This is a genomic window from Acidobacteriota bacterium (assembly GCA_028874215.1).
Lineage (GTDB): Bacteria > Acidobacteriota > UBA6911 > RPQK01 > JAJDTT01 > JAJDTT01.
This window is the reverse complement of sequence record JAPPLF010000087.1, coordinates 50,405-66,691: the sequence shown is the minus strand read 5'-3', so window position 1 is coordinate 66,691 and position 16,287 is coordinate 50,405. Positions and strand designations below refer to the sequence as shown.

The window sequence follows — 16,287 nt, the reverse complement described above, 5'->3', positions numbered from 1 at the left end:
GACCTATCTGATTTATAATCAGTGAATTACGTCGATTCCATTCTGGAAGTTCAGCTTAGGGGACAGGGAGCGGAATTTCTCGAAATGGACGACGAGGTGGAAGTGATTGTCCATGATCTGGTAGGCGGCCAGGCGACAGCGGTAGACGTTCACGTAGAACAACATCATGTGCAGGAGTTTGAGACGGGCCTGGCGATTCCTGAAGGGGAACCAGCCGGGCCGGCCGACGACTCGATTGGTGACGTGATAGAAGGCGGCTTCCGAGCTCTTGTGTCGGGCAGTTCGGGCCATGGTCGTTGTCCTCCGGGTTTCGGGATCGGACTCCCAGTGGAGGCGATTCGCGCCCCTGATGACAACAACGATCCAGAACCGGGAAGCACTAACCGAAATATAGACTGTCCCTTTTCCGTTCCCTTCCCTGGGTGCGGTCCGTTCCCCGAGTGCGGTCCCCAAAATGGACTGTCCCTTTTCTTTCCCCGGGTGGGCTGGACCTGATCTTTGGGAATCTGAGACGATTTTGCCGGGCAGAACGGCTGGAAGGTCTGGTCCACAAGCACACAGGCTACTGTCCCGGCCTCAGAATAGGAGACGCTGTAATGAAGCCAAAGCTGACTCGACAGGAGATCCGTTCGGCACTGACTGGGCCTTTCGGATCGATCCGCACTCCCTTCAAGAGGGATGGCGGTGTGGATTACGACGGTCTCAGAAACCACATCGAGCGCAATATCCAAAACGGGGCCGGCACCGCGCTCCTGACGGCAGGGGACAGTCACTTCCATATCCTGAGCGATTCCGAGATCGCTGAGGTCACGCGCGTTACCGTCGAGCAGACCGCCGGACGCGCGCTGGTGGTCGCCGCGGACCGCCGTCACTCCACGAGCCGTGCGGTGGACTTCGCCCGCCATGTCCGCGGGGTGGGCGCCGACGTCATGATGGTGCTCCCGCCCGACTGGGCCGGTTCCTGCACGACCCGGACCCTGGTGGAACACTACGGCGCCGTGGCCCGGGAGATCCCGGTGATGCTGGTGACCAATCTCTTTATCCCCCGGGGGAGCGACTTCGGGCTCGAAACCCTGAAGGTCCTGGTGGAGGAGGTCGCGGGGATCGTGGCCATCAAGAATGACTTCCTCGGCCAGTTCGCACGGCGCATGTGCCTGCTGGTGCACGAGCATTGGGCGGTGTTCTCCGGCGGCCACAAGCAGAATCATCTGGACCTGCACCCTTACGGCTGCGACGGATACATGTCGACCTACATCGGCTTCCGTCCCCGGATCGCCCGCCGCTACTGGTCCGCCATTCAGGAGGGGAACCTGGCTCAGGCCAGAGAGGTGATCGAGACCTGCGACATGCCGCTGTTCGACTATCTGGCGAAACTGCAGGGCGGGTTCGACGCGGGCCTGCACGGCATGCTGGAGATCTACGGCATCGCCGGACGGTGGAGGCGCAAACCCCACTATTCCCTCACCGACCGGGAGATGGAGAGACTACGGGATCATCTCGATGGGCTGGGAGTTCTTTGAAGCGGGAGGTCACCCTGCTGCCGTCTGACCGTCCTCACCGGCGCGCCACCAGACCTTTCCGTCCTTGATGGTGGCCCTGCAGACCAGCCTCTCCGGCCCGACCATCTTCTCGTGCTCCACGTCGAAGAAGGAGAACCGGCCCTCCTCCAACTCCAGCACCGCGATGTCGGCGGTGGCGCCCACGCTCAGGTGTCCCAGATGGGAGTCGATGCCGATGATCCGGGCCGGTTCGATGGTGGCCCGTTCGATCACCTCCTCCAGTGAGAGGCCCAGGCCCAGAAACTTGGACAGGGTGGTGGGGAGGTCGTAGACGGGGTAGTTGATGCACAGGGTATGGATGTCGGTGCTGATGGTGTCCGGCAGGAACCCCTCGGCCACCGCCCGGCGGGCGATGCGGAAGGCGAAGCTGCCCACGCCGTGTCCCACGTCGAACAGGATCCCGCGCTCCCGGGCGTCCCGGACCACGGGGCGGATTCGCCCCTCCCCGTCCAGGATTGACGCGGCCCCGATCCTGTGGAAACAGTGGGTTACCACGTCGCCGGTTCGAAGGGGCGGAAGCAGGTCCTCCAACGCCACGTCCGACCCGCTGATGTGAATCATGAGCGGCTTGCCGCATTCCTTCGCCGCGTCCAGGGAAGCCTTGAGGACGTCCCGGAGGTCCATGGTTCCGGCCACTCCCTCATAGAGACGGACCTTGACGCCCAGGGCCGTCTCCGGATGGCGCAGGACGCACTCGGCGCATTCGCCGGCGTCGAGATAGTCATGGTGGACCAGTTCCCCCCGGCGCGATGGGAGACCCACACCGGAGAGGTTCACGTAACCGAAGATCCGGGTTTCGGAGGGCTCGATCACATACCGTTCCAGACCCTTGTAGTTGATCCAGCCGGCGGACCCGGTATCGACGACGGTGGTGACCCCGGTGCGGGGACAGAGGTCGTCCGCCTCGATCCCCAGGAAGGAGACGCCTTCGTAGACGTGGGTGTGCAGATCGATGAGGCCGGGAACCACGAAGAGGCCGGACGTGTCCAACACCTCGGCCGAGCCCTGGACCGGAAGGTCGCGGGCCACGGCCGCCACCCGCCCCTCCTTCACCGCCACGTCCAGGCGGCCTCGCCGGCCATTGGCCGGGTCGATCACCGTCCCACCCTTCAGGAGCAGATCGTAGCCTTCTGCGGCGTCCGTCACTTTGCTTCCTCCAATTCGGCGAGGATCTCTCCGATGCTCCGATCCAGGATCTCCACGATCTGGTCGGCCTCCGCGGGGGTCAGAATGAGCGGCGGCCCCAGTGCGATCCAGTTGGGATCGAACCGGGTCAGCAAACCATGTTCCAGGGCCCTCTTGCCGATGCGCTTTCCGATGGAGATCCGGTCGGAGAAGGGTTCCCTGGTCTCCGGGTTCCGGACGAACTCGACGCCCAGGAACAGACCCCGGCCACGAATGTCGCCGATGATGCCGTGGCGCCGGAGTCCCTCCAGTCCGCGCCGGAGATGGCCCCCCACTTCACGAGCGTTGGCGCAGAGGTCCCGCTCCACGATCTCGGCCAGCGTCGCCAGGCCGGCCCTGCACGAAATGGGATTCCCCTCGAACGTGTGACCGGCGACGAACCCCGGATTGGTGGCCGGGTCTCCCCAGAAGGCATCGGCGATATGCCGGCGGCAGAGCATCGCCGACAGGGGAGCGTACCCGCCCGACAGTCCCTTCCCTACACAGAGGAGGTCGGGAAGGACTCCGAAGGTTTCGGCGGCGAACATCCGGCCGGTCCGCCCCATACCGGTGATGATCTCGTCGAAGATGAGGAGGACGTTGTGCCGGTCGCAAAGTTCCCGCAGTTGAGGCAGGTACTCCTCGGGCGGTTCGATAATGCCCCCGGTGTGGCCGATGGGCTCCACGATGACGGCGGCGACGGTCTCCGGACCCTCGCTCTCGATCACGTCGCCGATGAGGCTCGCGCAGGTGATCTCGCAGTCCGGATATTCCTTGCCGAAGGGACAGCGGTAGCAGGTGGGGGGAAAGACGTGGATGAAGCCCGGCGCCAAAGGTTCCCGCATGCTCCGGCGGCTGGTCAGTCCCGATGCGGAGAGGGACCCCATGGTCGATCCGTGCCACGACTGGTAGCGGGAGATGATCTTGTACTTGGTGGAGTTCCCGGTCAAACGATGGTATTGGCGGGCCATGGTGATGGCCGCTTCGGTCACCTCCGATCCTCCGCTCAGAAGCTTGACCGCGTCCAGGTCTCCCGGAGCCACGGCCACCAGGCGATTGGCCAGCTCGACGGCGAGAGGATTGCTGCCGTGCATGGTAGGTGAGAAATGCAGCACCTCCATCTGCCGGCGAATCGCGTCCATGACCCGTGGATTGGAATGCCCCACGGAGACGACGTAGATTCCCGAGATCCCGTCCAGGTACTGCTTGCCGTGAACGTCCCAGTAGTGAACACCGTTGGCCCGGGACATGATGAAGGGATCCTGGGCAAACTCGCTCATCTGGGCCCGAACCAGGATTTGCCGCAGGAACTGCTCCTCCCCCGTCCTTTCAGCAGGAATGGATTCGGTGCGGGCAGCCACCACCGGCTCCTTTGCCCCCCGCGGTGCGTACGATTCTTTGTCCTTCACACTTGCCTCTCTTCTATCAAAGAAAAAGGAGGGGCGACTTCCAGTCTCCCGTTCCTCATTTCGAATACGGCGGTTAGAAAACCGCCTCCTACCCGGCGCAGAACGCAACCGCGGCACAGGCGTAGACTTTGGCCACCCGGATCAGGTCATCCACCGGAACCTGCTCCCCGGTCGTGTGAGCCCCCGTGGCCCGCGGACCGTGCGTGATGGTCTCGATACCGGCCAGCTCCCCCAGGGTATTGCCGTCGTCGATGAAGGGCTTGGCGCCATGCGGCAATGTTCGGCCCATGACTGCCCGGCAGGAATCCTCGAACGCGCCGACCAGAGGATGCTCCAGGTCCATCTCGAAGGCGTCCCGCCGGTAGTGAAACCGGGCATCAACCTGGATTCCGGACGGTGTCTCCATCGCGTCGACGGCCTCCAGAAACCGTTTTCGAACCTGGTCAACGGCCGTCCCCGGCAACCACCTGCAGGTGCCGGCGAGACGAAACTCGGTGGGCGACTGGTTGTAGATCTCTCCCCCCTCGACCTTGCCGACGAAGACGCTCTCCCGCCCGGCCAGGGGATGCGTCCTGCCGGTCAAGCTCCGGTCGAGGGCCTCGAGCCGGTTCACCAGGTCCGCGCCGGCGACGATGACCCGAGGCTTCCCCAAGCCCCCCAGAACCTCATGCACCGGGGTTCCCTCCCGGCTGAGGGTCACCTCGACGTTGGCCATGCCCCGGCCCACGACCGGGAGAATATTGGAGAGGTATTCCGGCAACAGCGCGGCGTCTCCCACATACCCCGCATCGATCAGCGCCGTCAACTGCTGGCCCCGGCCCCATGGAGCCTCGTGCAGGTCGTGAGCCGTGAGCAGGATCCCTCCGGCCTCCAAGACGTGCGAATCCCGAACCGCCAGCAGAGCCTCGCACATGGCGGCCACGCCGGCTTTCATGTCGGAGGCCCCGCTCCCGTAGAGGATTCCGTCCTCGATGCGGGGAGGAACGAAGGGAAGATGCACCGTATCCAGGTGGCCGTTGAACTGGAGGGTTCGTCCCGGAACTCCCGATTCGTACCGGGTGACCACGGCCGGGGACCGGGGCCATGCGGCCTCCGGCCGGCCGACTTCGAAACCTTCGGCCGCCAGAACCTCCGCCATAAGGTCCGCTACCGCGGCGGCGTGCTGGGTAGGGCTGGGGATCCGGATGAGGTCGACGGCCAATTCCGTCAGCCGGTCCGGGCGGACGGCCCGGTTCACACGATCGATGACGTCCTGGTTCAGCTTCATTGTTTCAGGGGTTTCGGATCAGGCCCGGCGGGCTCATCCGGGCGCTCAGGCAACTGCTGGCGCGCCGACCGCCCGGTTCAACCGAGGCATGAGCTCCTTGGCGAAAAGCTCCAGGTTGCGGAGCCAACTTGCCTTGTCGTCCCAGTCGTAGCACATGAGGATCAAGGTGCCGAAGGAACCGGTCTCCTCCACCATGAGCAACAGCCGGCGCAGCACTTCGTCCACGTCTCCGGCGATAATCTGCTCGGTCATGAGAAAATCCAGATTGCAATCGGCGTCGCTCATGTCGAGGTCCCGCTTGTACATCGCGCGTCCCGGTCCCTTGTCCAGAAGGCCGCCGATGTATTCGTAGTTGCCGGCTACCGAATTGGTCCGGGCGCGGGCGCGCGCCTCCCTGGTGCTGTCGGCCAGGAAGATGGATCGCGCGATCTTGAAGTCCTTCCGGTCCGGCGTGCGCCCTGCCTCCAGAGCGGCTTCCTCGTAGGTCTCCCATAAATCCCGCAGTACGTTGGACGTCACCAGGCAATGTCCGAAGGGCTGAAATCCTCTTTTTCCCGCTGCCTTCATGGTCCCCGAATTGCGGCTCGTGCCCGGTGCCGCGATGGGGGGATGAGGCCGCTGGAACGGCTTGGGAATGAAGCCGACTCCCGTCTCCTCGTCGACGTGATCGTCGAGGCGGATGGACCAGAATTCCCCGTCGTACTCATACGGAGGATCCGATTCCCAGAGCTTCAAGATGATGTCGGTGGCTTCGGCCGCCATCTTCGCGGCGTTCTTGGGCTCCGCGCCGTACAATATCTGATCCGCCGGCACGCTGCCCGGGCCGAAGCAGAGATTGAGCCGCCCCTTGGAAAGGTCATCCAGAAACGCCAGCCGGCAGGCCACGTGGGCCGGATGATGCTGATTGAGACAGACCGGAGCCGGGCCCAGCCGAATCCGGCTGGTCTCCCCCAAGGCCCGGGCGATGAAGATCTCGGGCATCACGATGTTCTCGTATTTCATGGTGTGATGCTCACCGATCCAGAACTCGCCGAACCCGAGGTCCTCGGCCCGAACGATCAGCTCCAGATCTTCTTCATGGCATTGCGCCCGAGGCTTGTCCGGGGGGTGAAAGGGCATGATGAAAATGCCGGTGTCGATGGCGTCCATGGATTCCCTCCCGTTGGCGTCCCGGAGTCCCGGCACGCTCGCTTGCGGCCGACCGTCCATCATGATAGGTCACGTTCCGCGAGGGCACAAGATATCTGAAACCGAAGAACCAAGAGGAACCGCTGCCATGAATCAGGATCTGGATCGACGCCGTTTTCTGACCGGATCGGCCGCTCTGGCGGTCCCCGGTTTCGCCGGAAGCTGGACGGCCTCGGGTTGCTCCCCGGAAACTCCCGGGCGCTCCGTGGTCATCGACCATCACCTGCACGTCTTTCCCGACCAGACCGGAGCCCTGGGATACGACGACCCGAATACACACAGTCGCATCATGCAGGGCGCCGTCCGGAGCCTCTGGGGGAGGTTCGTCGCCAGCCACACCGATCCCAGGTACATCCCGGAACCGGACGAGGAGGTCGGGTTCACACAGGGGAAATACGGCATCTGGAGATGGCGGAAACATGGTGAGGACTGCTGGATCCGCCGCGGGCCCCAGACCATGACCGACCCCATCCATGAGCCCGAGCAGATGTTGGCCCACATGGACATCGTGGGCGTGGACATGGGAGTGATCCAGACCGGATACATGGCCAAGGTGTGGGGCCGGGAAGTCTACTACGCCGACTGCATTCGCCGCTGGCCCGACCGTTTCATCGGAACCACCGACATCGACTACGACCTGACCAAGGACGACCGGCATTTGGCGGGCGAGTTGGAAACCCTGCAACGAGCCGTCGAAGAGCTCGGTTATCGTGGACTCTGCTCCCACATGCCCAAGGGGCAACCCCGGGACGACTCCCGCGCCGACGCCCTCTGGAAGGCCTGCGTCCGCTTGCAGATCCCGGTATTTCTGGACACCGGCTTCAACTCCAAGGCGGACTACCTCCGGGAGATCGGAGAGATCGAAAACGTCTGCCGCCGGTTCCCGGAGCTCCAGGTGGTGAACGCTCACCAGGGCAGCAACGTGCTGCCGCCCTCCGATCCCAACCACGTGGACAACCCGACCGAGTTCTTCGAGCTCTTCAAGCTGGGCAACTTCCACCTGGAGTTCGGCTACGTCCTGGCCTGGGAGAACGAGGCGGTCTGGGGAGCGAGAGATTCGGAATTCCCCTACCCGCGGCACAAGGAGATGATCCGGAGAATCTACGAGCGCTTCGGGGCCCGGGTGATGGTCTGGGGAGCCGACATGCCCTGGGCGGGGCGAGCCTGCACCTACAAGCAGTGCATCGACACCATCCGCCACCACACGGAGTTCATGACCGACGAGGACCGCAGTCTGGTCCTGGGAGGGAACGCGGCGCGAATCTACCGCGTCGCCGGGTAGGGAGCACGGGGACCGTCATGGAAATCGTGGAGAGGGGCACCATCGTCGATGCCGAGAATTTGGTGGGAGGCAAGAGGTCCCATTGCTTCACCTCCCTCTGCCGGCTGCCGGGCGGACGAGTGCTGGCCACCTTCCGCCGCGGAAGCGACAAGGAGTCGGCGGACGGCAACTGCCTGATCGCCTCCAGTGCCGACGGAGGCCGACATTGGCGGATCGTCTCCGACAGCTTTCGTCCCGGCTTCACCGGCGTCCCGGGAGAGGTGCGGTCGGCCGAGATCATTCCTCTTTCCGACGGCAGCCTGCTGGCATTTCTCACCTGGCTTCACCGGTCGGGCGTGCGGCCCTTGTACGACAGCGAGGGAGATCACGTGGCGCCGTGCCGCATCATCCGGGCGCGCTCCACGGATGGAGGCGCGACCTGGTCCGGCTACGAAGTCCTCGACACGTCGCCGTGGAACTTTCCGGTGCTTGCGGGAAGTCCGATACGGGTTCCGGACCGCGGTTGGGTGGTGCCGTTCGAACGGCAGGAACCGGAAGTGCCGGGAGGGGCGAGCCTTCACTCGGCTCATGCCCTGCTGGCGGAGGAGGAGGGGATCTTCAATCAGGTCATCGACGTGGCCAGAGATCCGTCGGACCGCCTCTTCTTCTACGACCAGCGCCAGGCCGTCTGCCCGCGGACGGGACGTCCGGTGGCCGCCTTCTGGACCTACGACCGCCTCTCACGGAAGGACCTGGAGATCCACTTGTCCTGGGGAGACCCGGAGACTCTGACTTGGGAGCCCCCTTTCTCCACCGGGATCCGGGGGCAGATCGCCGTCCCGGTGCCGCTGCCCGACGGCCGGCTGGGGCTCTTCTACGTTCACCGCCACCCTCCGGCCAGCCTGCGGTTGGTGCTGTCGCGGGATGGGGGCAGGACCTGGGATCTGTCGAAGGAGATGATCGTCTACGCCTCAGGAGGGCCCAAAGAGCGGGGTATGGGCGATCGGGAGGATCTGAGCGGGTTCTGGGACGACATGGTGAAGTGGACCTTCGGGCACCCCGCAGCGGTCCTGTTGGAAGACGATCTGCTTCTGCTCGCCTACTACGCCGGCGAGAACGAACGCCGCCTCAGCGTCCACTGGGCCCGGGTCCGGGTCTGAGCCAACACGGGAATCCATGGCACAGGTCAAATTCATCCCTCTTCCGGGTTCCACCGGAAACGCTTCATATCCACCCGGCCCGAGGGCCCGAAGCGGACACCCTCGGCTTCCAGCAAAGCCCTTTGGAGTCCCTGAGGATGGGAATCGAGCCGATCGGTGGAGCACTCGCCCGTGGCGCTGACTACCCGATGCCAGGGAATGCCGGGAGGGCAGGAGTGCATGGCCCAGCCGACCGCGCGCGCCGACAACGGACGGTCCAGGAGATGGGCGATCTGCCCGTAGTTCATGACCTTGCCCTCCGGAATCCTCCGAACCAGCGCGTAGACCCCCTGCCAGGCGCCGGATGCTTTTCGGGCCGTCATGCAGAGGAAGCGTCCTTCCCTCCGATCCAGACCCGCCTTCCGGCCTGGAAGACGGCCACGACCCGGCTGAATGCGGTCACGTCCTGATTGGGGTCACCATCCAGGGCCACCAGGTCGGCCCGTTTTCCCGGTTCGATGGTGCCGATCTCGTCCTGAAGCCCGATGGCCTCGGCCGAGATTCGAGTGGCGGAAGCCAGGCACTCGGAAGGGGTGAATCCGACCTTGTGGAGAATCTGCAGATCGTAGTCCAGGTGTCCGAAGGCGATGTTGAAGACTCCCGAATCGGTCCCGGGAACGATGCGCTCGCGCAGACAGTAGTCCAGCATGCGGCGCATGACCTCCAGGCGCCGCTCCATTCGCTCCTCGAGACGATCCAGTTCGCTCTCCTCCCCGGGCGCGGCCTCACCCGAATCCCGCTTCCGCCTCAGCTCCAGAACCCGGGGATAATTGCACCAGGTCTGCAGGGTCGGGCTGATCCAGATGCCCGATTCCGCCATCATCTCGGCGATCTTGGGATCGAACCGCATTCTGTCGTCCGGGTCCAGGAACTCGGCGTGCTCCATCAGGTCGATGCCCGCCTCCACGGCCCGGCGCATGGACTCCTTGGCCCGGCAGTGGGCCGCCGTCAGCCGATGGAAATGGTGGGCCTCGTGGGCAGCGGCGTGGAGTTCCTCGACGGTATAGGTGGCCACTCCCGGAATGGTTCCCACCGTCCCGCCGCCGGAGGCCATGATCTTGATGTAGTCCGCGCCCTCGTGGACCAACCGGCGGACCGACCTGCGGATCTCCGCCTCTCCGTCGGCCACCTCGTTGCACATGTGGAAATGACCGCCGGTGCAGGTGATGGGGCGCCCGCTGACCAGCATCCTGGGACCCGGGATATAGCCGCGCGCGAGTCCCGACTTGAGAGTGAATCCGACCCGGTTTCGGGCGCCGTGCTCCCGGATGGTGGTGATTCCCGCGTCCAGGTGCTTTTTCATGTTCATGGCGCCTGTGAGCACCATCATCTCGTCGGAGTCGGAGAACATATCCGCATAGTGGCGGCCGTCGCCCGCCAGGCTCAGATGCGTGTGGCTGTCGATCAGCCCGGGAGCCAGGCACGCGCGTCCCAGGTCGATGACGGACGTCTCCGGTGGCGCCGACTTCAGGATTTCTTCCCTGGCGCCTACGGCTTGGATGCGGCCCTCACGCACCAGCAACGCCCGGCCCCTCCGGGAACTGCCGGAAACGCCGTCCGCCAGGAGGTGACTGTGGATGACGACGCTTCGATCCGGATGTCCACGACCGGCGCCGGACCCGGTTTGAAGGGGTTGTTTCTCCATCACCTGCTACAGGCCTCCTCTTCACCCCGTGGCAACTCCATTACTCCTCTCTCAGCCGGCGGGCCGCCTCGGCCATGGCCTTGAGCTTGCGGTACGCTTCGTCCACGGGAATCGGGTTGGTGTTGGAGGGAGCGAAGCCGCAATCGGGATTCAGAGTGATCCTCTCGCGCCCCACGTAGCGGACCGCCTGGCGCACCATCTCCACGATCCGGGCGGGCGGGGGAATTTCCTCGGCCCGGACGTCGACGCAACCCAGTCCCAATTCCAGATGTTCCGGAAACGCCTCCAGAACCTCCAGAGATCCGGCGTTGGGCAGAGCGAATTCCATGACCAACTGGTCGACTCGAAGGTCCTTCAGGTAGGGGAGGAGATAGGAATAGTCTCCTCTGAACCCGGTACTGCGATTGTAATGGGCCCGGCAGAAGTGGACTCCGGTCTTGGCCTGCCGGGTGTCCGAAACGACCTGGTTGATGCAGTCGATGCTGGTTTGGATCTCCCGCTCCACGGCTTCGAAATGGCTCCGGTAGCCTTCGTCCACAAAGAGCGAGAGCCACGGATCGTCCAACTGGATGAAATAGACCCCCAGGGCCTCCAGCTCACGCACTTCCCGGCGCAGAACCGGGATGATGTCATTCAGAAAATCCTGCCGGGTCGGATAGGCGTCGCGGGAATAATCGGGATGCCAGAGGCGCCGGGCCAGAATGTAGGGCGAGGGCAGGGTCACCTTGACCGGCAGCGAGGTGTGGCTCAGCAGGAACCTGGCTTCGTCCAGGACCACCGGACGGCCGGCCTCGACAGGGCGGACCACCGCCGGATAGCGAAGCGGAGACTCGGCCTGGGAGGGCGCCACCACCCGGCGGGCCCGGCTGTCGTAGAACTGGCCGTCATCCAGAATCGCCGAGCCGTCCAGCAGGTCCCTCTCGAATCCCCCCACGCTTTGCGCGAAGATCTTGACGTAGCTCTCGCGCCGGTATTCGCCATCGCTGATGATGTCGACCCCGGCCATTTCCTGGAGCTGGATGGCGTAGAGGACCGCACTGTCCAGGCGGGACTGGAAGGTCTCCGGAACGACCTGTCCCGAAATCTCCTGGGCGAAGAGGTCCATGACCCATTGGGGCCGGGGAAGGCTGCCGACGACAGTGGTGGGAAACAGAGACGGCGGCCGCATCGTTTTCGCTCTCCTGGATGGAAACTACCAGCTTTGGGCGATGAATTCTTCCGGTTCGAGAAACGTTCCGGTTTCTGGATTGAGTTTCGATTCCTGCTCTACCGATCCTGCCGCAGGAACCCTGAGATTGGTCCCGGACCAGTGGGTATCCCGTCTCCAACCAGATATAATCCACATTCCTGACAACAGGACGATAGGTAAACATCGGTCGTTTCCACGAACTGGACGGGAATTTTGAGCACCGGCGAGAGTCAACTGCTGCTGGCCAGCTTGCTGAGTCTCTGCCTGGGACCGTTCATCTGCCATTTGGCGCGAGCCCACGGGAGGATGCAGATCCTCCTGGATGGGTTCATCTTCGTGACCATGCCCGGTGTGTTGTTCCTGAGCATCCTGCTGCCGATCCTCGTCCGAGGCCACTGGGAGGCCGTTTTCTTCTTTCTGGCAGGGATATTGGCTCCCGGCCTGGCCAAGCGGTTCTATCCTGAGAGGACTGTTCGCGCTCACCTGACGGCCTTGGCTCTCGGCTTGCTGGGCCTCTGTTTGCACTCGGCGATGGACGGTGGCGTCATCAGCGCACACGACTACGGTGGCGAATCCGGCTGGAATCTTCTCCCTTCGGTTGTCGTCTCGCCCCTTTTCCCAGTGGGTCTCACTGTCTGGTGGCTGTTGCGGCCGCGGTACGGCTCCTGGGTAGCGGCTGGCGCTTTGGCGCCCATCCTGCTCGGCACCGGCTTGGGCTTCTTTTGGGGACCTGGAGTCCTCGCCGACCCGTACGGACAGAGCGCGGATTGGTTCCAGGCGCTCACGGCGGGATTCCTGCTCCATGCGACCCTGCAACTGACACGGTCCAGGATCGGTGACCTCGTCCCTGCCGGATCCGGGATGCAGAGATGGGTCTCGGGCGCGGGCTCGTTGCTGGGAGTGGTTCTGCTGACGGCCCTGTTTCAGATCGAGCATATGCCTCACGCGGCCGCCGGGGAGCGAATCGTCTCGACCTTCTTCCAACTGGCTCTGAAGGGAGCTCCCGCACTGCTGATCGCCTACCTGGTTGCGGGATTCATGAACTCCTTCCTGACCCGATCCTCCATCGCCTGGATGCGCCGCGGCCGGCAGTGGAACCAGGCGATGCGGGGAATGGCCGTCGGCCTGCCCTTCCCGATCTGCTCCTGTGGTGTGGTCCCCCTGTATCGGACCCTGGTCCGGAGCGGTGCTCCCGCTACGGCGGCCATGGCATTTCTCATCTCGACACCGGAGTTGGGACTCGATGCGGTCCTTCTCTCCATCCCCCTCTTGGGGGGAAAAATGACCATCGTTCGCGTCGCCGCCGCTGCCTTGGTGGCCCTGCTCGTGGGATGGATCGTGGGACGCCTGGTGCCGCGTCTTGGCAGCCAAACCGAGTCGGCGGAATATTGTGGAAGCCCGGCTTCGCTACCCCTGGGTCAGAAAATTCGGCAGGGCCTCTCGAACGGATTCGGGGATGCCGTCGATCACACCGCACCCTGGATCGTCTTCGGCCTGGTTTTGGCGGCTGTGGTGGAGGCGTTCCTGCCGACGAGCTGGCTCCAGCGATTGCCCGCGGCGTTGGAGATCCCGGCGTTCGCCATACTCGGGCTTCCCACTTACGTCTGCGCCTCCAGCGCCACCCCGTTCGTCGCGGTCCTCCTTTTCAAGGGAGTCTCCCCAGGCGCGGCGCTGGCTTTTCTCCTGACCGGACCCGCCACAAACGTGACCACCTTCGGTGTCCTGGCACAACTCCACGGCCGCAGGATCGCCCTCTGTTTCAGTGTCACCATCATCCTGCTTGCGGTGGCGATGGGATATCTGACCAACGCGATCCTGCCCGAGATCCCGGCCACGGCGCTGGAGGGTCCCGCAGCCGGCGCTCCCGCCAACCTGGAACTTCTTTGCCTGATCCTGCTGGCGGGCCTCTACACGTATTCGCTGCTGAAACGGGGCGTCAGAGGCTTCGTCGGAGAGATCTCGCTCAAGGGCCACCACGGTTAAACCCAGCCATAGCGCCTCATAGCCATCAATCAGGCATCTTCGATCAACTCAAGCTTGTTGAACCCATGAGCCTCGTCCTCAACTCGTGCCGTGCTGGAATCACGCGCAGCGGACCTGAAGCGCCGCGGTCCGCACTCGTGACAAATAGATGAGAATGAATTATCATTACGACTCAGGCATTCACATGTTGCTTTTCCGCCGCTAACTCCGACGCGAAACCATGAGGAACAGTCTCGTAACAGTCCCGTCGAACACGCATCTGGCGACCGGCTCGCGACTCACGGCGTGTGCTGCGGCTTGGTGTGGCCTGCACTGCGCACTCACGCCGTTCCTGGTCGCGGCGACACCCGCACTTGCGCTCTCCGAAGGTGTCGAACGAGCCGTGTGGTTCGGGACGGTCTTTCTCGGCGGGGTCATGCTCGCGCTGGGCTCGGCTTGCCGGAACGCTGCCGTGGTCCTCACCTTCCTTGGAGGGGCAGCACTCTGGGCAGCCTCCCTCGCCGGTTGGCTCGAGCCGCTGCCGGAAACCGTCACGTCGGCTTCCGGCAGTCTGATCCTGGCAGCCGCCCTGTTGCAGAGTGCCCGTGTCTGCCAGGCGGACGCGTGCGCAGTATGCGCCGACGAGGAGCAAGCAGATCGCTGAGAGTGACGACGATCGTCAGCGGTGGGTCGCTCGGCCCCTGTCGATATCGTTTGTCACGAAACGATTCCATCGATAACGCCAACCTCGATGCAACGAGACACCCGACAGCGCCGAGTAATCCGCCGGGTTTTCATGAATGCCGGGCGCCCCCTCACGGCCGGAGAGGTCCTCAAGCACGGCCAACAGATGATGCCGTCACTCGGGCTGGCCACCGTCTACCGGTACGTGAAGATCCTCACGGGCGAGGGGTGGTTGTCGGAAGTGGAGCTTCCGGGCGCCGGGCTCCGGTATGAACTGGCCGAGCGTCCGCATCACCACCACTTCCTCTGCCGAGTTTGCGATCTGGTGTTCGACGTCGACAGGTGTCCGGACAAAGTCGAGGAGCTGGCACCGGAGGGTTTCGAGGTCGACGGCCACGAGCTGATTCTCTTTGGTCGCTGCGCGGCGTGCATCTGACCGGTCCTCAGTCTGAACCGCCGCGGGTAACGGAAGCGTTGCCTGATCTGCAAGAAGAAGACATGGCTCGGGGGCCAGGACTCGAACCTGGATCGGCGGCTCCAAAGGCCGCTGTCCTACCAATTGGACGACCCCCGAACCGGGACCGAATGATCTTAGCAGCCACCGCCTTCAGCCGCCAAGGGTTTCGGTCTGGGGTGGGCGTTGATGAACAGGGAGCGGAGAATGTCCACCGTCCCGGATGAAGAGGGAGGGGACAGGAAAGTCTCCGCTCCTATTTTCCGGCGGATTCCACCTTTTTCAGGGGTTTGATGATGCCCAGCTTGATCTTGACCTTGTGCTCGATTTCGCGAAAAGCCTCCTGGTTGTCTCTGAGATACCGCTTGGCGTTCTCGCGGCCTTGGCCGAGACGTTCCGGTCCGTAGGAGAACCAGGCGCCGCTCTTCTGGGCGACCCCCTGGGCCACGGCGAGGTCCAGAAGCTCCCCTTCCTTGGAGATTCCCAAACCGAAAGCGATGTCGAACTCGGCTTGCCGGAACGGGGGCGCCAACTTGTTCTTCACGACTTTGGCCCGGGTCCGGTTCCCGACGTTCTGATCCCCTTCCTTGATGGCGGCGATCCGGCGGATTTCCAGGCGGATCGAGGAGTAGAACTTGAGGGCCCGCCCCCCCGTGGTGGTCTCGGGGTTGCCGAACATGACGCCGATTTTCTGTCGCACCTGATTGATGAAAACCAGGCTGGTCCGGGACTTGGAGACGATGGCGGTGAGCTTCCGGAGCGCCTGGGACATGAGCCTGGCCTGCAAGCCCATGTGAGGATCGCCCATTTCACCCTCCAACTCCGCCCGGGGCACCAGCGCCGCGACCGAATCGACTACGACCACGTCCAGAGCCCCGCTTCTCACCAGGACCTCGGCAATTTCCAGGGCCTGTTCTCCAAAGTCGGGCTGGGAGACCAGGAGGTCGTCCACCTTCACGCCCAGATTCGAGGCGTACCTGGGATCCATGGCATGTTCCGCGTCGATGAATGCCGCCGTCCCGCCTGCCTTCTGGGCCTCTGCGATCACGTGAAGAGCGATGGTGGTCTTGCCGCTGGACTCGGGTCCGTAGATCTCGATCACCCGCCCTCGGGGAAAGCCGCCGATACCCAGCGCCGAGTCCAGGGATATGGACCCGGAAGAGATCACCGGGATGTCCATCCTGGACCGGTCTCCCAGCTTCATGATCGAACCCTTCCCGAACTGCCGTTCGATCTGGGTCAACGCCATGTCGATCGCCCTTTGCCTCTGTTTCTGGTCCATCACTCGACCGCCCATCCTCTTTCC

At 63.8% G+C, this 16,287-nt stretch carries 15 protein-coding genes and 1 tRNA gene; 6 read left to right on the top strand and 10 right to left on the bottom strand.

What is annotated here, in order from left to right:
• Window positions 1-18 precede the first annotated feature (18 nt).
• Window positions 19-291, bottom strand: coding sequence for a hypothetical protein (locus OXT71_17590; GenBank protein ID MDE2928205.1), 273 nt, complete (start codon window positions 289-291; stop codon window positions 19-21).
• Between the two features lie 305 nt (window positions 292-596).
• On the opposite strand from OXT71_17590, the gene OXT71_17585 reads away from it, so the two are divergent.
• Entirely contained in the window at window positions 597-1,520 is a 924-nt protein-coding gene (locus OXT71_17585; GenBank protein MDE2928204.1) for a dihydrodipicolinate synthase family protein, read from the top strand.
• Between the two features lie 9 nt (window positions 1,521-1,529).
• On the opposite strand, the gene OXT71_17580 is transcribed toward OXT71_17585, so the two are convergent.
• The 4 genes from OXT71_17580 to OXT71_17565 all read right to left on the bottom strand — a co-directional run bounded on the left by OXT71_17580 (window position 1,530) and on the right by OXT71_17565 (window position 6,611).
• The gene (locus OXT71_17580) at window positions 1,530-2,705 is read right to left on the bottom strand and encodes an amidohydrolase/deacetylase family metallohydrolase (GenBank protein MDE2928203.1); all 1,176 of its coding nucleotides are present in this window, start codon (window positions 2,703-2,705) and stop codon (window positions 1,530-1,532) included.
• On the bottom strand, window positions 2,702-4,084 hold the full coding sequence (locus tag OXT71_17575) for an aspartate aminotransferase family protein (protein MDE2928202.1): 1,383 nt from the start codon (window positions 4,082-4,084) through the stop codon (window positions 2,702-2,704). Before OXT71_17575 ends, OXT71_17580 begins: the two co-directional genes overlap by 4 nt.
• Before the next feature lie 136 nt (window positions 4,085-4,220).
• Window positions 4,221-5,399: a M20/M25/M40 family metallo-hydrolase gene (locus OXT71_17570; protein ID MDE2928201.1), complete on the bottom strand. Its 1,179-nt coding sequence runs from the start codon at window positions 5,397-5,399 to the stop codon at window positions 4,221-4,223.
• Between the two features lie 45 nt (window positions 5,400-5,444).
• On the bottom strand, window positions 5,445-6,611 hold the full coding sequence (locus OXT71_17565; protein ID MDE2928200.1) for an LLM class flavin-dependent oxidoreductase: 1,167 nt from the start codon (window positions 6,609-6,611) through the stop codon (window positions 5,445-5,447).
• 64 nt (window positions 6,612-6,675) lie between these two features.
• Here OXT71_17565 and OXT71_17560 point away from each other — a divergent pair, with 64 nt between their 5' ends.
• Window positions 6,676-7,869 carry an amidohydrolase family protein gene (locus OXT71_17560; protein MDE2928199.1) on the top strand — a complete coding sequence of 398 codons (1,194 nt, stop codon included), beginning with the start codon at window positions 6,676-6,678 and terminating at the stop codon, window positions 7,867-7,869.
• Between the two features lie 17 nt (window positions 7,870-7,886).
• The gene (locus OXT71_17555) at window positions 7,887-9,008 is read left to right on the top strand and encodes a hypothetical protein (protein MDE2928198.1); all 1,122 of its coding nucleotides are present in this window, start codon (window positions 7,887-7,889) and stop codon (window positions 9,006-9,008) included.
• Between the two features lie 32 nt (window positions 9,009-9,040).
• Here the strand turns inward: OXT71_17555 and OXT71_17550 are convergent, their stop codons facing one another.
• The 3 genes from OXT71_17550 to OXT71_17540 are packed head-to-tail and all read right to left on the bottom strand — an operon-like array spanning window position 9,041 to window position 11,860.
• On the bottom strand, window positions 9,041-9,370 hold the full coding sequence (locus tag OXT71_17550) for an MGMT family protein (GenBank protein ID MDE2928197.1): 330 nt from the start codon (window positions 9,368-9,370) through the stop codon (window positions 9,041-9,043).
• Window positions 9,367-10,692 carry an amidohydrolase family protein gene (locus tag OXT71_17545; protein MDE2928196.1) on the bottom strand — a complete coding sequence of 442 codons (1,326 nt, stop codon included), beginning with the start codon at window positions 10,690-10,692 and terminating at the stop codon, window positions 9,367-9,369. Before OXT71_17545 ends, OXT71_17550 begins: the two co-directional genes overlap by 4 nt.
• A gap of 40 nt (window positions 10,693-10,732) precedes the next feature.
• Window positions 10,733-11,860, bottom strand: a complete 1,128-nt coding sequence (locus tag OXT71_17540; protein MDE2928195.1) for a cobalamin-independent methionine synthase II family protein — start codon at window positions 11,858-11,860, stop codon at window positions 10,733-10,735.
• 234 nt (window positions 11,861-12,094) lie between these two features.
• On the opposite strand from OXT71_17540, the gene OXT71_17535 reads away from it, so the two are divergent.
• The 3 genes from OXT71_17535 (at window position 12,095) to OXT71_17525 (ending at window position 14,963) form a co-directional block, all read left to right on the top strand.
• Window positions 12,095-13,864: a permease gene (locus OXT71_17535; protein MDE2928194.1), complete on the top strand. Its 1,770-nt coding sequence runs from the start codon at window positions 12,095-12,097 to the stop codon at window positions 13,862-13,864.
• Between the two features lie 220 nt (window positions 13,865-14,084).
• Window positions 14,085-14,507 carry a MerC domain-containing protein gene (locus OXT71_17530; GenBank protein ID MDE2928193.1) on the top strand — a complete coding sequence of 141 codons (423 nt, stop codon included), beginning with the start codon at window positions 14,085-14,087 and terminating at the stop codon, window positions 14,505-14,507.
• An 87-nt stretch (window positions 14,508-14,594) separates the two neighbouring features.
• The gene (locus OXT71_17525; GenBank protein ID MDE2928192.1) at window positions 14,595-14,963 is read left to right on the top strand and encodes a transcriptional repressor; all 369 of its coding nucleotides are present in this window, start codon (window positions 14,595-14,597) and stop codon (window positions 14,961-14,963) included.
• 63 nt (window positions 14,964-15,026) lie between these two features.
• Here the strand turns inward: OXT71_17525 and OXT71_17520 are convergent.
• Together OXT71_17520 and recA are read right to left on the bottom strand one after the other, a co-directional pair.
• A tRNA-Gln gene (locus OXT71_17520) sits at window positions 15,027-15,101 on the bottom strand.
• Between the two features lie 136 nt (window positions 15,102-15,237).
• Window positions 15,238-16,263: a recombinase RecA gene (gene recA, locus OXT71_17515; GenBank protein ID MDE2928191.1), complete on the bottom strand. Its 1,026-nt coding sequence runs from the start codon at window positions 16,261-16,263 to the stop codon at window positions 15,238-15,240.
• Between the last annotated feature and the right edge of the window lie 24 nt (window positions 16,264-16,287).

Excerpts from the sequence above, each read along its gene's own strand:
- OXT71_17560 (MDE2928199.1), top strand. The coding sequence starts at position 6,676 with ATGAATCAGGATCTGGATCGACGCCGTTTTCTGACCGGATCGGCCGCT.
- OXT71_17590 (MDE2928205.1), bottom strand. The coding sequence starts at position 291 with ATGGCCCGAACTGCCCGACACAAGAGCTCGGAAGCCGCCTTCTATCAC.
- OXT71_17545 (MDE2928196.1), bottom strand. The coding sequence starts at position 10,692 with ATGGAGAAACAACCCCTTCAAACCGGGTCCGGCGCCGGTCGTGGACAT.
- OXT71_17585 (MDE2928204.1), top strand. The coding sequence starts at position 597 with ATGAAGCCAAAGCTGACTCGACAGGAGATCCGTTCGGCACTGACTGGG.
- OXT71_17570 (MDE2928201.1), bottom strand. The coding sequence starts at position 5,399 with ATGAAGCTGAACCAGGACGTCATCGATCGTGTGAACCGGGCCGTCCGC.
- OXT71_17540 (MDE2928195.1), bottom strand. The coding sequence starts at position 11,860 with ATGCGGCCGCCGTCTCTGTTTCCCACCACTGTCGTCGGCAGCCTTCCC.
- OXT71_17565 (MDE2928200.1), bottom strand. The coding sequence starts at position 6,611 with ATGATGGACGGTCGGCCGCAAGCGAGCGTGCCGGGACTCCGGGACGCC.
- OXT71_17555 (MDE2928198.1), top strand. The coding sequence starts at position 7,887 with ATGGAAATCGTGGAGAGGGGCACCATCGTCGATGCCGAGAATTTGGTG.
- OXT71_17525 (MDE2928192.1), top strand. The coding sequence starts at position 14,595 with ATGCAACGAGACACCCGACAGCGCCGAGTAATCCGCCGGGTTTTCATG.
- recA (MDE2928191.1), bottom strand. The coding sequence starts at position 16,263 with ATGGACCAGAAACAGAGGCAAAGGGCGATCGACATGGCGTTGACCCAG.
- OXT71_17530 (MDE2928193.1), top strand. The coding sequence starts at position 14,085 with ATGAGGAACAGTCTCGTAACAGTCCCGTCGAACACGCATCTGGCGACC.
- OXT71_17550 (MDE2928197.1), bottom strand. The coding sequence starts at position 9,370 with ATGACGGCCCGAAAAGCATCCGGCGCCTGGCAGGGGGTCTACGCGCTG.